Source organism: Actinosynnema sp. NPDC002837, from assembly GCF_040295345.1.
Taxonomy (GTDB): Bacteria; Actinomycetota; Actinomycetes; order Mycobacteriales; family Pseudonocardiaceae; genus Actinosynnema.
Map to the genome: position 1 here is coordinate 1 of NZ_JBEOVG010000144.1, position 15335 is coordinate 15335.

Here is a 15335-nt window from a genome sequence, read left to right on the forward strand (position 1 = left end):
GACCGGCCGGCCCCGAGCAGGCCGGTCGCGGGACCGGCTAGCGCAGACCTTGCGCGAGTCGGAAGTACGCCTGGTTCCAGCGCAGGCGGTCGCCGAACGACGCGGTCGTCGTGTCCCGGTCGATGACCACCAGTTCGGTGTTCACCATGGTCGCGAAGTCGCGCAGCGTATCCGAGCCCACGGCCTGCGTCATCACGGTGTGGTGCGGTCCACCCGCGGTCAGCCACGACTCGGCCGACGTGGACAGCGACGGCGCGGGCTTCCACACCGCGCGCGCGACCGGCAGGTTCGGCAGCGGCTCGTCCGGCGGCACGACCTCGACCTCGTTGGCCACCAACCGGAACCGCTCGCCGAGGTCGGCCAGGCCGACGACGACCGCGGGGCCGGCCGCCGCGTCGAACACCAGCCGGACCGGGTCCTCCCGGCCGCCGATGCCGAGCGCGTGCACCTCGCACGAGGGCTGGTCGGCCGCGATGGTCGGGCAGACCTCCAGCATGTGCGCGCCGAGGATCTTCGGCTCGCCCGGTCCGAAGTGGTAGGTGTAGTCCTCCATGAAGGACGTGCCGCGGCCGGTGCCGGCGCCCATCGCCTTGACCGCGGCGAGCAGGGCGGAGGTCTTCCAGTCGCCCTCGCCGCCGAAGCCGTAGCCGTCGGCCATCAGCCGCTGCACGGCCAGGCCCGGCAGCTGCCGCAGCCCGCCGAGGTCCTCGAAGTTCGTGGTGAACGCGCCGAAGCCGCCGTCGGTGAGGAACCGGCGCAACCCGGCCTCGATGCGCGCGCCGTAGCGCAGGGAGTCGTGCCGCTCGGCGCCCTTGTGCAGCTCGGGCGCGAGCCGGTAGGTGTCGGCGTACTCGGCGACCAGGAGGTCGATCTCCTCCTCGTCGACCGCGTCCACCAGTTCGACCAGGTCGTTCACGCCGTAGGTGTTGACCGAGACGCCGAAGCGCAGTTCGGCCTCGACCTTGTCACCCTCGGTCACCGCGACGCCACGCATGTTGTCGCCGAATCGGGCCAGCTTCATCCCGTTCAGGTGGCTGTAGCCGGTGGCGGCGCGCACCCAGCCGTCGATCCGGTCGGCCAGCAGCGGGTCGCTCGCGTGGCCCGCCACGGTCTTGCGCGGCACGCCGATCCTGGTCTGGATGAACCCGAACTCGCGGTCGCCGTGCGCGGCCTGGTTGAGGTTCATGAAGTCCATGTCGATGGTCGACCACGGCAGCGCCTCGTTGAGCTGCGTGTGCAGGTGCAGCAGCGGCTTGCGCAGCGCGTCCAGCCCGGTGATCCACATCTTCGCGGGCGAGAACGTGTGCATCCACGCGATCACGCCGATGCACGACGGGTCGGCGTTCGCCGCGAGCATGACGTCGCGGATGGCGGCGGTGTCGGTCAGCACCGGCTGCCACACCACCTCCGCGGCGATGCGGCCCGACTCGGTGAGCATCCGCTGGATCTGCTGCGACTGCTGGGCGACCTGCTCGAGCGTTTCCGGGCCGTAGAGGTGCTGGCTCCCGGTCAGGAACCAGACCTGCGGCTTCCCAGCAGGCGACATGCGGGGCTCCCCTCGTGGGCTCATTGCCCGTAGACGTTCTGGTAACGGGCGTACAGGCTGTCGATGTGGTGCTGCTCGATCGGCTTGGGCGTGCCGAGCTGGTGTGCGAAGTGGACGGTGCGGGCCACGTCCTCCACCATCACCGCGGCCTTCACCGCCGCACGGGCGTCCTTGCCGATCGTGAACGGGCCGTGGTTGCGCATCAGCACGGCCGGTGACCGGCTGCCGCGCAGGGTCTCCACGATGCCCTGGCCGATCGAGTCGTCGCCGATCAGCGCGAACGGGCCCACCGGGACGTCGCCGCCGAACTCGTCGGCGATCATCGTGAGCACGCACGGGATGGGCTCGCCGCGCGCCGCCCACGCCGTGGCGTACGGGGAGTGCGTGTGCACCACTCCCCCGACCTCGGGCATGTGCCGGTACACGTAGGCGTGCGCGGCGGTGTCCGACGACGGCGAGTAGTCGCCCTCGACCAGGGTGCCGTGCAGGTCGGTGACGACCATGGCCTCGGGGGTCAGCTCGTCGTAGGACACGCCGGACGGCTTGATGACCATCAGGTCCTGGCCGGGCACGCGCGCCGAGATGTTGCCCGCGGTCCAGATCACCAGCTCGTAGCGGGTCAGCTCGCGGTGCAGGTCGGCGACCGTGCGGCGGAGGTCTGCGATGACTGTCACACTCCCACCTCCCCCTTGGCTGTTGCCTGACCCTTTGTGGCCAGGCGACGCGCCTTGAGCCGGTGCATGACCTCGTTCGCGCCGCGGCCGAAGTAGTCGTGCAGCTCCTGGTACTCCACGAACATCCGCTCGTAGGCCTCGACGTTGTCCGGGATCGGCAGGTACGCGCCGCGCTTGATCGAGCCCATCGCCTTGGCGGCCGCGTGGATGTCCTCGTAGGCCTTCGCCGCGACGGCCGCGTGCATGGCCGAGCCCAGCGCGGGGCCCTGCTCGGAGCCGATGACCGACAGCGGCAGGTTCGTCACGTCGGCGTAGATCTGCATCAGCAGCGGGTTGCGCAGCAGGCCGCCCGCGATCACCAGCTCGGTGACCGGGATGCCCGCGTCGGTGTAGGAGTCCACGATGACGCGCGTGCCGTAGGCGGTGGCCTCCAGCAACGCCCGGTAGGTGTCCTCGGCGCGGGTGGCCAGCGTCTGCCCGACGATGACGCCCGACAGCTCGTGGTCGACCAGGACCGAGCGGTTGCCGCTGTGCCAGTCCAGCGCGATCAGGCCGTGCTCGCCGATGCGCTGCTGCGCGGCCAGCTCGGTCAGCAGCTCGTGCACCGAGATCCCGCGCGCCCGCGCCTGCTCGTGGTACTCCGCCGGCACGCCGTGCTCGACGAACCAGGCGAAGATGTCGCCGACGCCGCTCTGCCCGGACTCGTAGCCCCACAGGCCGGGCACGATCCCGCCGTCCACCACGCCGCACATGCCCGGCACGTCGGCCAGCACGTCGGCGTTCATCACGTGGCACGTGGACGTGCCCATGATCGCGACCATCTGGCCGGGTTCGACGGCCCGCGCGGCGGGCGCGGTCACGTGCGCGTCGACGTTGCCGACGGCCACCGCGATGCCGGGCTTGAGGCCGGTCCACTCGGCGGCCTGCTCGGTGAGGCCGCCCGCCCGGTCGCCGAGCTGGCCGAGCGGGTGCTCCAGCTTGTCGGAGACGAACGTCGCGAAGTCGGGGTTGAGCGCGGAGAGGAAGTCCGCGGACGGGTAGCCGTCCTGGTAGATGCCCTTGTAGCCGGCCGTGCACGCGTTGCGCACGTAGGTGCCGGCGAGCTGCCAGACGATCCAGTCGGCGGCCTCGACCCAGTGGTCCATCGCCGCGTAGACCTCGGGGGCCTCTTCGAGCAGCTGGAGGCCCTTGGCGAACTCCCACTCCGAGGAGATCAGGCCGCCGTAGCGGGGCAGCCAGGCCTCGCCGCGCTGCGCGGCCAGGTGGTTGATCCGGTCGGCCTGCGGCTGGGCCGCGTGGTGCTTCCACAGCTTCACGTACGCGTGCGGGTTGCCCGCGAACTCGGGCAGCTCGTTGAGCGGCGTGCCGTCGGACTTGACCGGGACCATCGTGCACGCGGTGAAGTCGGTGCCGATGCCGATCACGTCGGCCGGGTCGACCCCGGCGTCGGCGATGGCCGCGGGCACCGCGTGCTTGAGCACGTCCACGTAGTCCTGCGGCACCTGCAACGCCCAGTCCGGGGGCAACGCGCGCCCGTCGGGCAGGGCGCGGTCCAGCACGCCGTGCCGGTAGTCGTGCACCGCGGTGCCGAGTTCGAGGCCGTCGCGCACCCGCACGACCACCGCGCGGCCGGACAACGTGCCGAAGTCGACACCCACCACCAATGGATCGCTCGCCATGATGGGCAGTGTTATCGCTAACATTCGCGACGTCAAGACCTGCCCGCAACGTGGTCTTAAAGAGTTGGTGAGCGTGCACAAAACCCGGTGTTCAGCGGGGTGCGCCACCGACCGCGGTCACACCGTCAGCCTAGGCGTGTTCGGGCCGCGTGCGGGACCGCAGATGCGCGGAGACCGGACGAAATAGTTGCGGGCCCGGCCCGACCGCACCGGACGACGCCCGGCACGACCCACCGCGGGGGTCGCGGAACCGTATCCGGCCCGCCGAGCCGCCACCCGACCGGCACCCGCACCACCGCACCGCGCCGTGCCCACACCCCCGCACCACGCCCACGACGCCACCCACACCCACAGCCACACCGGCACCGGCACCGGCACTGTGCCCCACACCACTCGCGTGTCGAACGCTCTGGCCCCCGAGCTCACCGTTCCGAACGTCGAACTCGGGGGTCCCTGGAGGTTCGACACGGTGGGCCTGAGCGTTCGACACGCGGGGTTCACTGCACGGGAGGCGCGACGCTGTCCCGCTTCACCAGCGCCGGCGGGACGTTGCGCTGCGGCGCGCCCACCTCGCCGTCGGCCACCTGCGCCAGCAGCAGCTCCAGCGTCTCCTTGGCGACCGCGTGGAAGTCCGGCCGGATGGTCGTCAGCGGCGGGATGAAGTAGGCCGCCTCCGGCACGTCGTCGAACCCCACGATGCTCACGTCGTGCGGCACCCGGCGGCCGCGCTCGCTCATCGCGCGCAGGATGCCGAGCGCCAGGTGGTCGTTCGCCGCGAAGATCGCGGTGACCTCCGGCATGCGGGCCAGCATCTGGCCCGCCCGGTAGCCCGAGGCCGCGCTCCAGTCCGCCGGCACGACCGGCGGCACCTCCAGGCCCGCCGTCTCCAGCGCCGACCGCCAACCCCTTATGCGACCGAGGCTGTCGAACCAGTCCGACGGCCCCGAGACGTGCCACACCGTGCGGTGGCCCGCCTCCAGCAGGTGCGTGGTCGCCGCGAACGCGCCCGCCGCCTGGTCCACCGTGACCAGCGGTGTGGAGCGCTCCGGGTCGCCGTCCACCGTGACCAGCGGGATGCCGGCGGACACGTCGCCGACCGCGTCGTTGGCCGACGCGGTCGGCGCGATGACCACTATCCCGGCGACCCGCTGGTCGCGGTGGCGTTCCACGGCGTCGGAGATGGAGTTGCGGTCCAGGACGTTGACCCGGCCCACGCTCACCGCGAACCCCGCCTCGGCCGCCGCCGCCTCGAACGCGGCGAGCAGCGACGCGGGGCCGTAGAGCGTCGAGTTCTGCGCCACCACCCCGATCAGCTGCGACCGGCCGGTGACCAGCGCCCTGGCCGCCTTGTTGGGCCGGTAGCCCAGCTCCGCGATGGCCGCGCGCACCCGCAGCCGGGTCTGCTCCCGGACGTTGGGGTGCCCGTTCAGCACCCTCGACACCGTCTGGTGCGAGACCCCGGCGAGCCGGGCGACATCCGTCATCGCGGGATCGCGCGAGGTCCTGTGCTCCACTAGCGCCCCATCTCCCCTGTCGACATTGCAGCCTTCGTACTCGATGTTAGCGATAACACGCCTGGTCCACCGTGAAGGTGCTCACGGTCCATTGTCCATCAGAGACCGTTCCCACCAGCGCAGGGACACGTCAGCTCACCCGGAAGGTCGCACCTTCCCGGGCCGGGAGGCGCTCCCGTCGCGGAGGTTCCGGGCGGCGTGATCAACGGCGGTCCTTGATGCGGAGGAAGGTGACCGAGTTCGGCGGGAACGTGTGGGTGAAGGAGTTCGACACCCGCACCTGCGTCCGCTTGGCCTTGACCGGCTGGGCGAACTCGGTGTTCACGTCGTCGGGCAGGCCCTCCAGCACGGTCGCCCTCGCGATCGGCGCCACCCGCGTGCCCCGGCCGAGGTCGATCTTCGTGCGGGCGGGCTCCGACCGCGCGTTGACGACCTTGACGATCAGCTCGCCGGTCGCCTCGTCGCGCGTGACCACCTGGCGGAACGGCTCCGGGTTCTTGGTGGCCTCGTCGGTGAACTCCGCCCACAGCACGTCGTCGACGAACAGCTTCACCGTCCGGTCGCGGACCTCGACCCGCAGGTCGTAGGTGCGACCGGTCTCGATCGTGGTGCCGTCGGCGTGGAACACGCGCGAGGAGTTGCCGCCGTCGACCGCGGAGCGGGTGTTGTTCCAGCCGCCCAGGTTCCACCAGAACGGGTTACCCGTGCCGTTGACCGCGAACGGGATCAGGAAGCCCTCGCTGCCGGACAGCTTGGTGGCCTTCACGCTGAACGTGAAGTCGGTCCAGGTCGGGTCGCCCGCCGTCACCAGGGGGTTGGTCGCGGCGGTGTCGGACTGCACGAAACGCCCGTCCACCACGTCCCAGTCGCCGGCGCCGTTGCCCGTCCAGTTGCCCCGGTCGGCGGAGAAGTCGTCGGCGAACAGCTCGCGGCCGTCGGCGGAGGTGACCTTCACGTCGTCGTAGGCCACGGAGGTGGCCCAGGACGACAGGGCGACGGCCCCGGTGATCGGCGTCGGGCTCCACGGCGTGCCGGAGGCCGTGCTCTTCACGACGTGGTCGCCCACGTTGGTCATGAACAGCTTCTGCACCTCGTACGAGGTCGAGCCCCACGAGGCGTGGTTGTTGAACCAGATCATGTCCGGCCGCCACTGCACGTAGTCCTCGTTGGAGAGCAGCGGCGCGTAGGAGGCGAGCTTGACCACGTCGGCGTTGCGCTCCAGGCCGGTCATGAACGCGGCCTCGGCCAGCGCGTTGAAGTACCGGTTGTCCTGCGAGGCGTACTCGCCGAGGAACACCTTCGGCCCGTTGCGGTCGTAGCCGTCGTACCGGTCGTTGTTCTCCAGGAACCAGCTCGGGCTGTTGTAGTAGTGCTCGTCGACCATGTCGACGCCCGCGTCGCGGTTGAGCTGCCACAACCGGTCGAAGTTGGCGCCGGCGTCGTCCGGGCCGGAGTTGCTGACGATCGTGATGTCCGGGTACTCGGCCTCGATGGCGGCGCGGAACCGCGTGAACCGGCTGAAGAACTCGTCGGCCAGGTTCTCCTCGTTGCCCACGGCCAGGTGGGTGAGCCCGAACGGCTCCGGGTGGCCCATCTCGGCCCGCTTGCGGCCCCACGTGGAGTCGGCCGGGCCGTTGGCGAACTCGATCAGGTCCAGGGTGTCCTGGATGTGCCGTGCCAGCAACGCGGGGTCGTCGGTGGCGCGGTTCTGGCCGCAGCCGGTGACCAGGGCGGGCACCACGGGCAGCGGCATGGCGCCGATGTCCTCGGCGAACTGGAAGTACTCGTAGTAGCCGAGGCCGTAGGACTGGTTGTAGCCCCAGAAGTTCCAGTTGGTGGCGCGCTGCTCGACCGGGCCGATGGTGTCCTTCCACTGGAAGGAGCGGCGGCGCTCGAAGTTCGGCGCCTCGTAGGCGTGGTGGCTGCCGGTGTTCACCAGGCACCCGCCGGGGAAGCGGACGAAGCCCGGTTCGAGGGCGGCGATCTTCTCCGCCAGGTCCTTGCGCAGGCCGTGGCCCTTGAAGGTGTCCCGCGGGAACAGCGAGACCATGTCCAGCCGCAGGGTGCCCGTGCCGCCCGCGTCCAGCAGCAACCGGCCGGCGGTGGAGGACTCGCGCGCGGTGAACGTGCCGGTGTACTTGGTCCAGCCGTCACCGGTGACCCGGACCGCCAGCGGCGGCGCCAGGTCCTCGCCCGCCGGGTCGGTGAGGCCCACGTGCACCGGCGTGCCGCCGGGCTGGTCCGTGCGGGCCCAGGCGGAGAAGTCGTAGCGCTTGCCCTCCTGCACGTTGACGCCCGTGTAGTACCCGGAGTTGACCACCCCGGCGGGCAGGCCGAGGCGCAGGTGGTTGCGGTTGCGCTCGTTGAGGCGGGCGTCGTCGTCGACCACCTCGACCTTGCCGCCGGTCGGCGCCCACCCGGTGAGCGGCGTGTAGGCGGCGTTGTCGGCGGTGCTGTACTCGAACGACCTGTTCTGCACCAGCTCGGCGTACAGGCCGCCGTCGGCGGCGCGGTTGATGTCCTCGAAGAAGACGCCGTACATGGTGTCGTCGATCGTCGCGCCCCTGGCGGCGGGGTCGATGGTGAGCGTGTAGTCGGAGTCGGCGGCCGAGCCCGAGCCGGGCACGGCGATGAGCAGGCTCGCGGCGACCACCGCGGCCATCACAACGCGGGACATGCGTCCTCCAGTGCTCCTGTGCGGGGTCAGGGGAAGGCGGCGCGGACGCGGTCGAGCTCGGCCTTGGTCACGGGCAGCACGGTGCCGTGCCGGGGACGGCTGGGCAGCTGGTAGTCCGTGGCGAGGGTCCACTTGCCCGACGCGAGGTCCGTGGTCTCGAACGGCACGTAGCCGCGGCCGCCGAACTCGTCGATGAACAGGTACCAGCGGTCCTCGGTGTTGGACTTGAAGACCGTCGGCCCCTCGCCCTGGTTGATCGAGCCCTTGCCGATGCAGTCGGCGACGAAGTCGTACGACGTGTCCCGCAGCTGCGCGGACTTCTCGGCGAGGATGAACTTGCTGCACGGCGTGGTCGACGTGTTGTTCCGCTCGTCCTTGGTGAACCGGTAGTACTCGTCGCCGTGCTTGATCACGGTCGAGTCGATGACCGAGTAGCCCGGGTCGACCCAGACCTGCGGCTCGCTGAACGTGCGGAAGTCGCGCGTGGTCGCGTACAGCATCTTGTTGTAGGTGTTGCCGGTGTGCTCGGGGTCGTTCTCGGCGTAGAGCTTCGAGGCCCAGAACACCACGTACGCGCCGATCGACTCGTCGTAGTACGCCTCGGGCGCCCACGTGTTGCCCGCCGTCTCGGGCGAGACCCGCACGTGGCGCTGCTGACCCCAGTTGACCAGGTCGGTCGACTCCCAGACCTCGATGTGGCGGCTGCCCTTGCGCTGCACCAGGTCCCAGTTGCCGTTGCCGTGGATCTTCAGGTCGGTGGCGATGAGGTAGAACTTGTCGCCCTCGGGCGAGCGGATGATGAACGGGTCGCGCACGCCCTTGTCGCCCAGCGAGGAGGTCAGCACGGGCTTGCCCTGGTTCAGCTCGTCCCACTCGAGCGCGTCGTTGCCGCGGCTCGCGGCGAGGTAGACCTGCTCGCCGGTGGCCGAGCCCTCGCCGGTGAAGTAGCCGAACAGGTAGCCCTCGTAGTCCTGCCGCTCGGGCAGCGGCGTCACGGTGACCTTGAACTTCTTGCGGGTGGTCTCCTCGCCCGCGCGGATCTCCGCGGTGAGCTGCACCTTCACCGGCTTCTCGCCGAACGCGGGCCGGGTGACCTCGCCGGTGGTCGTGATGATCCCGGGCTTGTTGCTCTTCCACGTGATCGAGGTGCCGTGCAGGCCGGTCGTCGGCAGGGTGATGTTGCCCCGGATGTCGTCCTCGTCCCACACGACGAGCGCGGCGTCGGCCTCGGCGACCTTCTCGTCGTCGGTCAGTTGCGGGCGCACGGTGACCTGGAAGTCGCGGGTCTGCCCGAACGCGGTCGCGGTGAGCGTCACGGTCGCGGGCTCACCACCGGGTGCGGGACGGGTCACGACACCGGTCGTGGAGACGACCGCGGGGTCGCTGGACCGCCAGGTGACCGTCGAGCCGTACGGGCCGGTGGTCGGCAGGGTCAGGTTCGCGGTGACGGCGGTGGTGTCGCCGAGGTCGATGGCGGCCAGGTCGCGCCTCCCGCGCTCGTCGTCCGGCACGAAGCCCAGGTCGTGCGCCTCGGCCGCGGTGAGCGCGCGGTCGTAGAGGCGGAAGTCGCGGACCGCGCCCTTCAGGTGGCGGTCGCCGCTGTAGACCGAGCGGCCGAGGTAGTTCGCGGTGGTCGTGCCGCCGCCGATCATCGCCGGGGTGATCGTGACACCGGTCTTGCGCGCGACCTCGACGCCGTCCTCGTACAGCACGGCGGTGCCGCCGGCGAGCGTGTAGGTAAGCGTTTTCCAGACACCCCTGGCGAGGTTGCGGCCCGCCGTCGCGGTCTGCTCCGTCGACCAGTTGCCCGTGGCGATGGACGTCCGGTAGGCGTTGCCGGTGGTGAACAGGTAGCCGTTACCCGCCGTGCCCGAGGAGTTACCCAGGCCGTAGATGAAGTAAGGGGTGGCCTGGTCCGGCGCGATCCGCACCTGGAGCGAGACGCTGACCTCGGTCAGACCGCGCAGCACGTTGTCGGGCAGCTTCACGTGGCCGTTGACGCCGCCCAACTGAAGGCCTTCAGGACCGCCGGGGGTGGCGTCGCCGATAACGGTTGCGTTGCGACCTCCGCCCGAGGTGTCGGCCACGACGGCGCCGTCGGTTTCGGTGAGGGGGTAGTGGAGGACGAGGCCGTCGGCGGCGGATGCCGGCGGAGCGCTCAACGCCGCCGCGGCCACCGTCGCGACCAGGGCCGCGACGAGAGTGCGTGGACGATGACGAAGGGTGACCATTTGGGGAGTCGCTCTCGTCTTGCGCGCGGCACGAGGCCGCGGATGAACAGGGCATCCGGGTGTCGCGGTGTGTTGGGTCACAAAAGTGAGCGCTAACATACGACCGGCCTAACAAACGTGTCAAGGATGCGAAGTTGACGTTTCCGGGGGGTTGACGGGCCGATTGTGAGCGTTCACTCTTGTGCCCCAGGTGACCACCGTCACGCGGTTCGCCGATCCCGTCAGTGTCTCGGGTTCACACGGAGGAAGACCAGTGTTGAAGAAGATCACGACCGCCGCCGCCGCGGTCCTGTTGGCCGCGTTGACCGCGTGCGGGTCCGGCGGGTCCGGGGACGCGGGGTCGACCGGCAAGGCCAACGACGACGGCAAGATCACGATGGGCTTCGCCCAGGTCGGCGCCGAGAGCGGCTGGCGCACCGCCAACACCAAGTCGATCCAGGAAGAGGCCGCGGCCGCCGGGATCGAGCTGAAGTTCTCCGACGCGCAGCAGAAGCAGGAGAACCAGATCAAGGCCATCCGGTCCTACATCCAGCAGAAGGTGGACGTCATCGCCTTCAGCCCGGTGGTGGAGACCGGCTGGGACGCGGTGCTGCTGGAGGCCAAGCGCGCCAACATCCCGGTCATCCTGACCGACCGCGCGGTCGACTCCGACGACACGTCGCTGTACAAGACGTTCCTCGGCTCCGACTTCGTGGAAGAGGGCAAGAAGGCCGGCGAGTGGCTGAAGGCCAACGCCGCGGGCGCGAAGAACGTCGTGGAGCTGCAGGGCACGACGGGCGCGGCGCCGGCGATCGACCGCAAGAAGGGCTTCGAGGACGCCATCGCGGGCACGGACCTGAAGGTCGTGGCCACGCAGACCGGTGACTTCACGCGGTCGGGCGGCAAGCAGGTCATGGAGGCGTTCCTGAAGTCGGTGCCGCAGATCGACGTGGTCTACGCGCACAACGACGACATGGGCCTGGGCGCCATCGAGGCGATCAAGGCCGCGGGCAAGGTGCCGGGCAAGGACATCAAGATCATCACCGTGGACGCGGTGAAGGACGGCATGACCGCGCTGGCCGCCGGTGAGATCAACTTCATCGTCGAGTGCAACCCGCTGCTCGGCAAGCAGCTGATGGAGCTGGCGAAGAAGGTCGTCGCGGGCGAGGAGGTGCCGCCGCGGGTCGTCACCGAGGAGGGCACGTTCACCGTCGAGCAGGCGAAGACCGAGCTGCCCAACCGCAAGTACTGATCCGAAGCCGCGGTCCCCGCCACCCTCCGGGTGTGGTGGCGGGGGCCGCTCCCGTCGTTTTCGTGTGAGGGTCTTGTCGTGAGGTTCTTGTGGTGAGGGTCCGCGTGAGGGGAGTTGTCCGGTGACCGAGCCGGTCGTCGACATGCGGGGCATCTCGGTGGAGTTCCCCGGAGTGAAAGCCCTGCAAGAGGTGGATTTCCGGCTGTTCCCCGGCGAGGTCCACGCGCTGATGGGTGAGAACGGAGCGGGCAAGTCGACGCTGATCAAGGCGTTGACGGGCGTGCACGCGCTCGCGGCGGGCGAGGTCCGCTACGCGGGCGAGCCGGTGTCGTTCCACGCTCCCGCGCAGGCGCAGGCCGCCGGGATCAGCACGGTGTACCAAGAGGTCAACCTGTGCGGGAACCTCACCGTGGCGGAGAACATCCTGCTCGGGCGCGAACCGCGCAAGTTCGGCCGCATCGACGGCAAGGCGATGCGCGCCCGCGCCGCCGAGCTGCTGGCGCGCATCGGGCTGCACATCGACCCGGGCTCGGCGCTGGAGAGCCACCCGATCGCCGTGCAGCAGCTCGTCGCGATCGCGCGGGCCGTGGCGGTGGACGCGCGGGTGCTGGTGCTGGACGAGCCGACGTCGAGCCTGGACGCGGACGAGGTCGCGGAGCTGTTCCGGATCATCCGGGTGCTGCGCGACGAGGGTGTCGCGGTGCTGTTCGTGACGCACTTCCTGGAGCAGGTCTACGAGATCTCCGACCGGATGACGGTGCTGCGCAACGGCCGCCTGGTCGGCGAGCACATGACCGCCTCGCTGAGCCGCATCGACCTGGTGTCGGCGATGCTCGGCCGCGAGATGGGCGTGCTTGAGGAGATCGAGCGCCGCTCGGGCACGCCGGGCCAGGCGTTCCTGGTGGCCGAGGGCGTCGGGCGCAAGGGTTCCGTCGCGCCGTTCGACCTGGAGGTCAGGTCGGGCGAGGTGGTCGGGCTGGCCGGGCTGCTCGGCTCGGGCCGCACGGAGGTGGCGCGGCTGCTGTTCGGCGCGGACAAGGCCGACTCGGGCCGGGTCCTGGTGAACGGCAAGCCGCTGAAGCTGACCGGGCCGAGGGCCGCGATCGAGGCCGGCATCGCGTTCTCCTCGGAGGACCGCAAGGCCGAGGGCATCGTGGCCGACCTGAGCGTGCGCGACAACCTGATCCTGGCGATGCAGGCCGCGCGCGGCTGGGCCCGGCCGGTGCCGCGCAAGCTGGCCGACGAGCTGGTCGCCAAGTACATCGAGCTGCTCGACATCCGGCCCGCCGACCCCGACCGCGCGGTCGGCAACCTGTCGGGCGGCAACCAGCAGAAGGTGCTGCTGGCCCGGTGGCTGGTGACCGAGCCGAAGCTGCTGATCCTGGACGAGCCGACGCGCGGCATCGACGTCGGCGCGAAGGCGCAGATCCAGAAGGTCGTCGCGGACCTGGCCGCGGAGGGCATGGCCGTGCTGTTCATCTCCGCCGAGTTGGAGGAGGTGGTGCGCGTGTCCGACCGCGTGGTGGTGATGCGCGACCGGCACAAGGTGGCCGAGTTGGACGGCGAGGTGGGCGTGGACGACGTGATGGAGCTCATCGCGGGCGGCGGCGACCACGGCGTGGACGCGGATGTGCGGAAGGCGGTGGCGTCGTGAAGAACCGACTGCTCTGGCCGGTGCTGGCACTGGTCGCGCTGCTGGTGCTGAACGTGGTGGTGACGCCGTCGTTCTTCTCCCTGCGGCTGCAGGACGGGCACCTGTACGGCAGCCTGATCGACATCCTGCGCAACGGCGCGCCGACGCTGCTGATCGCGTTGGGCATGACGCTGGTGATCGCGACCCGCGGCATCGACCTGTCGGTGGGCGCGGTGGCGGCGATCGCGGGCGCGGTGACGTGCACGTACATCGCCTCGGGCGGTGACGCGTGGACCGGCATGGGGCTGGCGCTGGTGCTGTGCGGCGTGCTGGGGCTGTGGAACGGGTTCCTGGTGTCGGTGCTGGGCATCCAGCCGATCATCGCCACGCTGGTGCTGATGACGGCCGGTCGCGGCATCGCGATGCTGATCACCGAGGGCCAGATCGTCACCGTCGACTCGCCGACCTTCCGCGAGGTGGGCGCGGGGTTCGTGGTGCTGCCGATCGCGATCCTGATCAGCCTGGCGGTGCTGGGCCTGGTCGCGCTGGTGACCCGGCGCACGGCGCTGGGGCTGCTGATCGAGTCGGTCGGGGTGAACCCGTCGGCGTCGCGGCTGGCCGGCGTGCGCGCGCGCACGATCATCTGGACGGTGTACGTGTTCGCGGCGCTGTGCGCGGCCGTGGCCGGGTTGATGATCAGCTCGAACGTGAGCGCGGCGGACGCCAACAACGCCGGCCTGTGGATCGAGATGGACGCGATCCTGGCCGTCGTCATCGGCGGCACGTCGCTGGCCGGCGGTCGGTACTCGTTGACCGGCACGCTGCTCGGCGCGTTGATCATCCAGACGTTGACCACGACGGTCTACACCATCGGCATCGCGCCGGAGATCACGCTGGTCTTCAAGGCGGTCGTGGTGATCGCGGTGTGCCTGGTGCAGGCGCCGGTCCGGATTCGGGTTCGTGGGGTTCGTGGGAAGCAAGGGGTGCCCGCGTGAAGCAGCAGACAGTGGTCGTGGAGCCGGAGGTCGCCGCGCCGGGCGCGCCCGGTCGGTCCCGTGGGCGCGTGAACGTGCCGAAGCGGTTCCTGCCGGTGATCGCGACGTTCGTGGTGTTCGTGGCGACGTTCGGCGTCGGCTCGGTGCGGTACGAGGGGTTCGCGTCCGGGCAGGTGATGGCGAACCTGTTCATCGACAACGCGTTCCTGATCGTGCTCGCGGTCGGGATGACGTTCGTGATCCTGACCGGCGGCATCGACCTGTCGGTCGGGTCGGTGGTGGCGTTGTCCACGATGATCGCGGCGGCGGCGTTGCAGGCCGGGTGGCCGGTGTGGCTGGTGGTGCTCACGGTGCTCGCGGCCGGTTCCGGGCTGGGGCTGGCGATGGGCTGGGTGATCCACCGGTTCGGCGTGCAGCCGTTCATCGTGACGCTGGCGGGCATGTTCCTGGCCCGCGGGCTGTGCTTCGTGATCAGCGTGGAGTCGGTGTCGATCAAGGATCCGACGTTCCGCGACCTGGCCACGGGGTCGATCGAGCTGCCGGGCGGGGTGACCATCACCTACGGGGTGGTGATCGCGCTGGTGGCGGTGCTGGCGGCGGTGTACGTGCTGCACCTGACGCGGTTCGGGCGCACGGTGTACGCGGTGGGCGGCAGCGAGTCGTCCGCGCGGCTGATGGGCCTGGCGACCACGCGGGTGAAGATCGGCGTGTACGTGATCAGCGGGTTCTGCTCGGCGTTGGGCGGGTTGCTGTTCAGCCTCTACATGCTCTCCGGCTACAGCCTGCACGCGGTGGGCATGGAGCTGGACGCGATCGCGGCGGTCGTGGTCGGCGGCAGCCTGCTGTCCGGCGGCGTCGGGTTCGTGATCGGGTCGGTGGTCGGCGTGCTGGTGCTGGGCACCATCCAGACGCTGATCTCGTTCGAGGGCACGCTGTCGTCGTGGTGGACGAAGATCGTGATCGGTGCGCTGCTGCTGGCGTTCATCGCCCTGCAGCGGATCATCGTGCGGCGGACCTAGGTCCCCGCTCGTTCGGCGCGAAGGCCCGTCGTCCGGTCACTCCGGGATGCTGTTGGCGAATTGATCTACGACGACGCCCTCGACATGATCATCCGGTCGTGTCGGGGGCGTCGTCGTGTGGAGGTTGTCGGTGTCG

10 protein-coding genes are annotated in these 15335 nt (G+C 70.2%); 4 read left to right on the forward strand and 6 right to left on the reverse strand.

The annotated features are described in order from the left end of the window. Positions 1 to 37: 37 nt before the first annotated feature. The 6 genes from araA to ABTZ99_RS42970 form a co-directional block, all read right to left on the reverse strand. Entirely contained in the window at positions 38 to 1546 is a 1509-nt protein-coding gene (araA, locus tag ABTZ99_RS42945; protein WP_499618854.1) for an L-arabinose isomerase, read from the reverse strand. A gap of 20 nt (positions 1547 to 1566) precedes the next feature. Then, positions 1567 to 2220, reverse strand: a complete 654-nt coding sequence (locus tag ABTZ99_RS42950) for an L-ribulose-5-phosphate 4-epimerase (protein ID WP_499618857.1) — start codon at positions 2218 to 2220, stop codon at positions 1567 to 1569. Beyond that, the gene (araB, locus tag ABTZ99_RS42955; protein WP_499618859.1) at positions 2217 to 3899 is read right to left on the reverse strand and encodes a ribulokinase; all 1683 of its coding nucleotides are present in this window, start codon (positions 3897 to 3899) and stop codon (positions 2217 to 2219) included. Before araB ends, ABTZ99_RS42950 begins: the two co-directional genes overlap by 4 nt. A 497-nt stretch (positions 3900 to 4396) precedes the next feature. Continuing rightward, the gene (locus ABTZ99_RS42960; RefSeq protein ID WP_123742618.1) at positions 4397 to 5383 is read right to left on the reverse strand and encodes a LacI family DNA-binding transcriptional regulator; all 987 of its coding nucleotides are present in this window, start codon (positions 5381 to 5383) and stop codon (positions 4397 to 4399) included. 232 nt (positions 5384 to 5615) lie between these two features. Further along, positions 5616 to 8090, reverse strand: coding sequence for an alpha-L-arabinofuranosidase family protein (locus tag ABTZ99_RS42965; RefSeq protein WP_499618861.1), 2475 nt, complete (start codon positions 8088 to 8090; stop codon positions 5616 to 5618). Positions 8091 to 8116: 26 nt separating this feature from the next. Further along, positions 8117 to 10099, reverse strand: a complete 1983-nt coding sequence (locus ABTZ99_RS42970) for an immunoglobulin-like domain-containing protein (RefSeq protein ID WP_499618864.1) — start codon at positions 10097 to 10099, stop codon at positions 8117 to 8119. A 475-nt stretch (positions 10100 to 10574) separates the two neighbouring features. Between ABTZ99_RS42970 and ABTZ99_RS42975 the strand changes: the two genes are divergently transcribed. The 4 genes from ABTZ99_RS42975 to yjfF all read left to right on the forward strand — a co-directional run bounded on the left by ABTZ99_RS42975 (position 10575) and on the right by yjfF (position 15199). Beyond that, on the forward strand, positions 10575 to 11552 hold the full coding sequence (locus ABTZ99_RS42975; protein WP_498785982.1) for an ABC transporter substrate-binding protein: 978 nt from the start codon (positions 10575 to 10577) through the stop codon (positions 11550 to 11552). A gap of 142 nt (positions 11553 to 11694) precedes the next feature. Beyond that, positions 11695 to 13206 carry a sugar ABC transporter ATP-binding protein gene (locus ABTZ99_RS42980; RefSeq protein WP_498786010.1) on the forward strand — a complete coding sequence of 504 codons (1512 nt, stop codon included), beginning with the start codon at positions 11695 to 11697 and terminating at the stop codon, positions 13204 to 13206. Next, on the forward strand, positions 13203 to 14180 hold the full coding sequence (locus tag ABTZ99_RS42985; protein WP_230572986.1) for an ABC transporter permease: 978 nt from the start codon (positions 13203 to 13205) through the stop codon (positions 14178 to 14180). The genes ABTZ99_RS42980 and ABTZ99_RS42985 overlap by 4 nt, the downstream gene beginning before the upstream one ends. 68 nt (positions 14181 to 14248) lie before the next feature. Next, positions 14249 to 15199: a galactofuranose ABC transporter, permease protein YjfF gene (yjfF, locus tag ABTZ99_RS42990; RefSeq protein ID WP_498786008.1), complete on the forward strand. Its 951-nt coding sequence runs from the start codon at positions 14249 to 14251 to the stop codon at positions 15197 to 15199. Positions 15200 to 15335 lie beyond the last annotated feature (136 nt).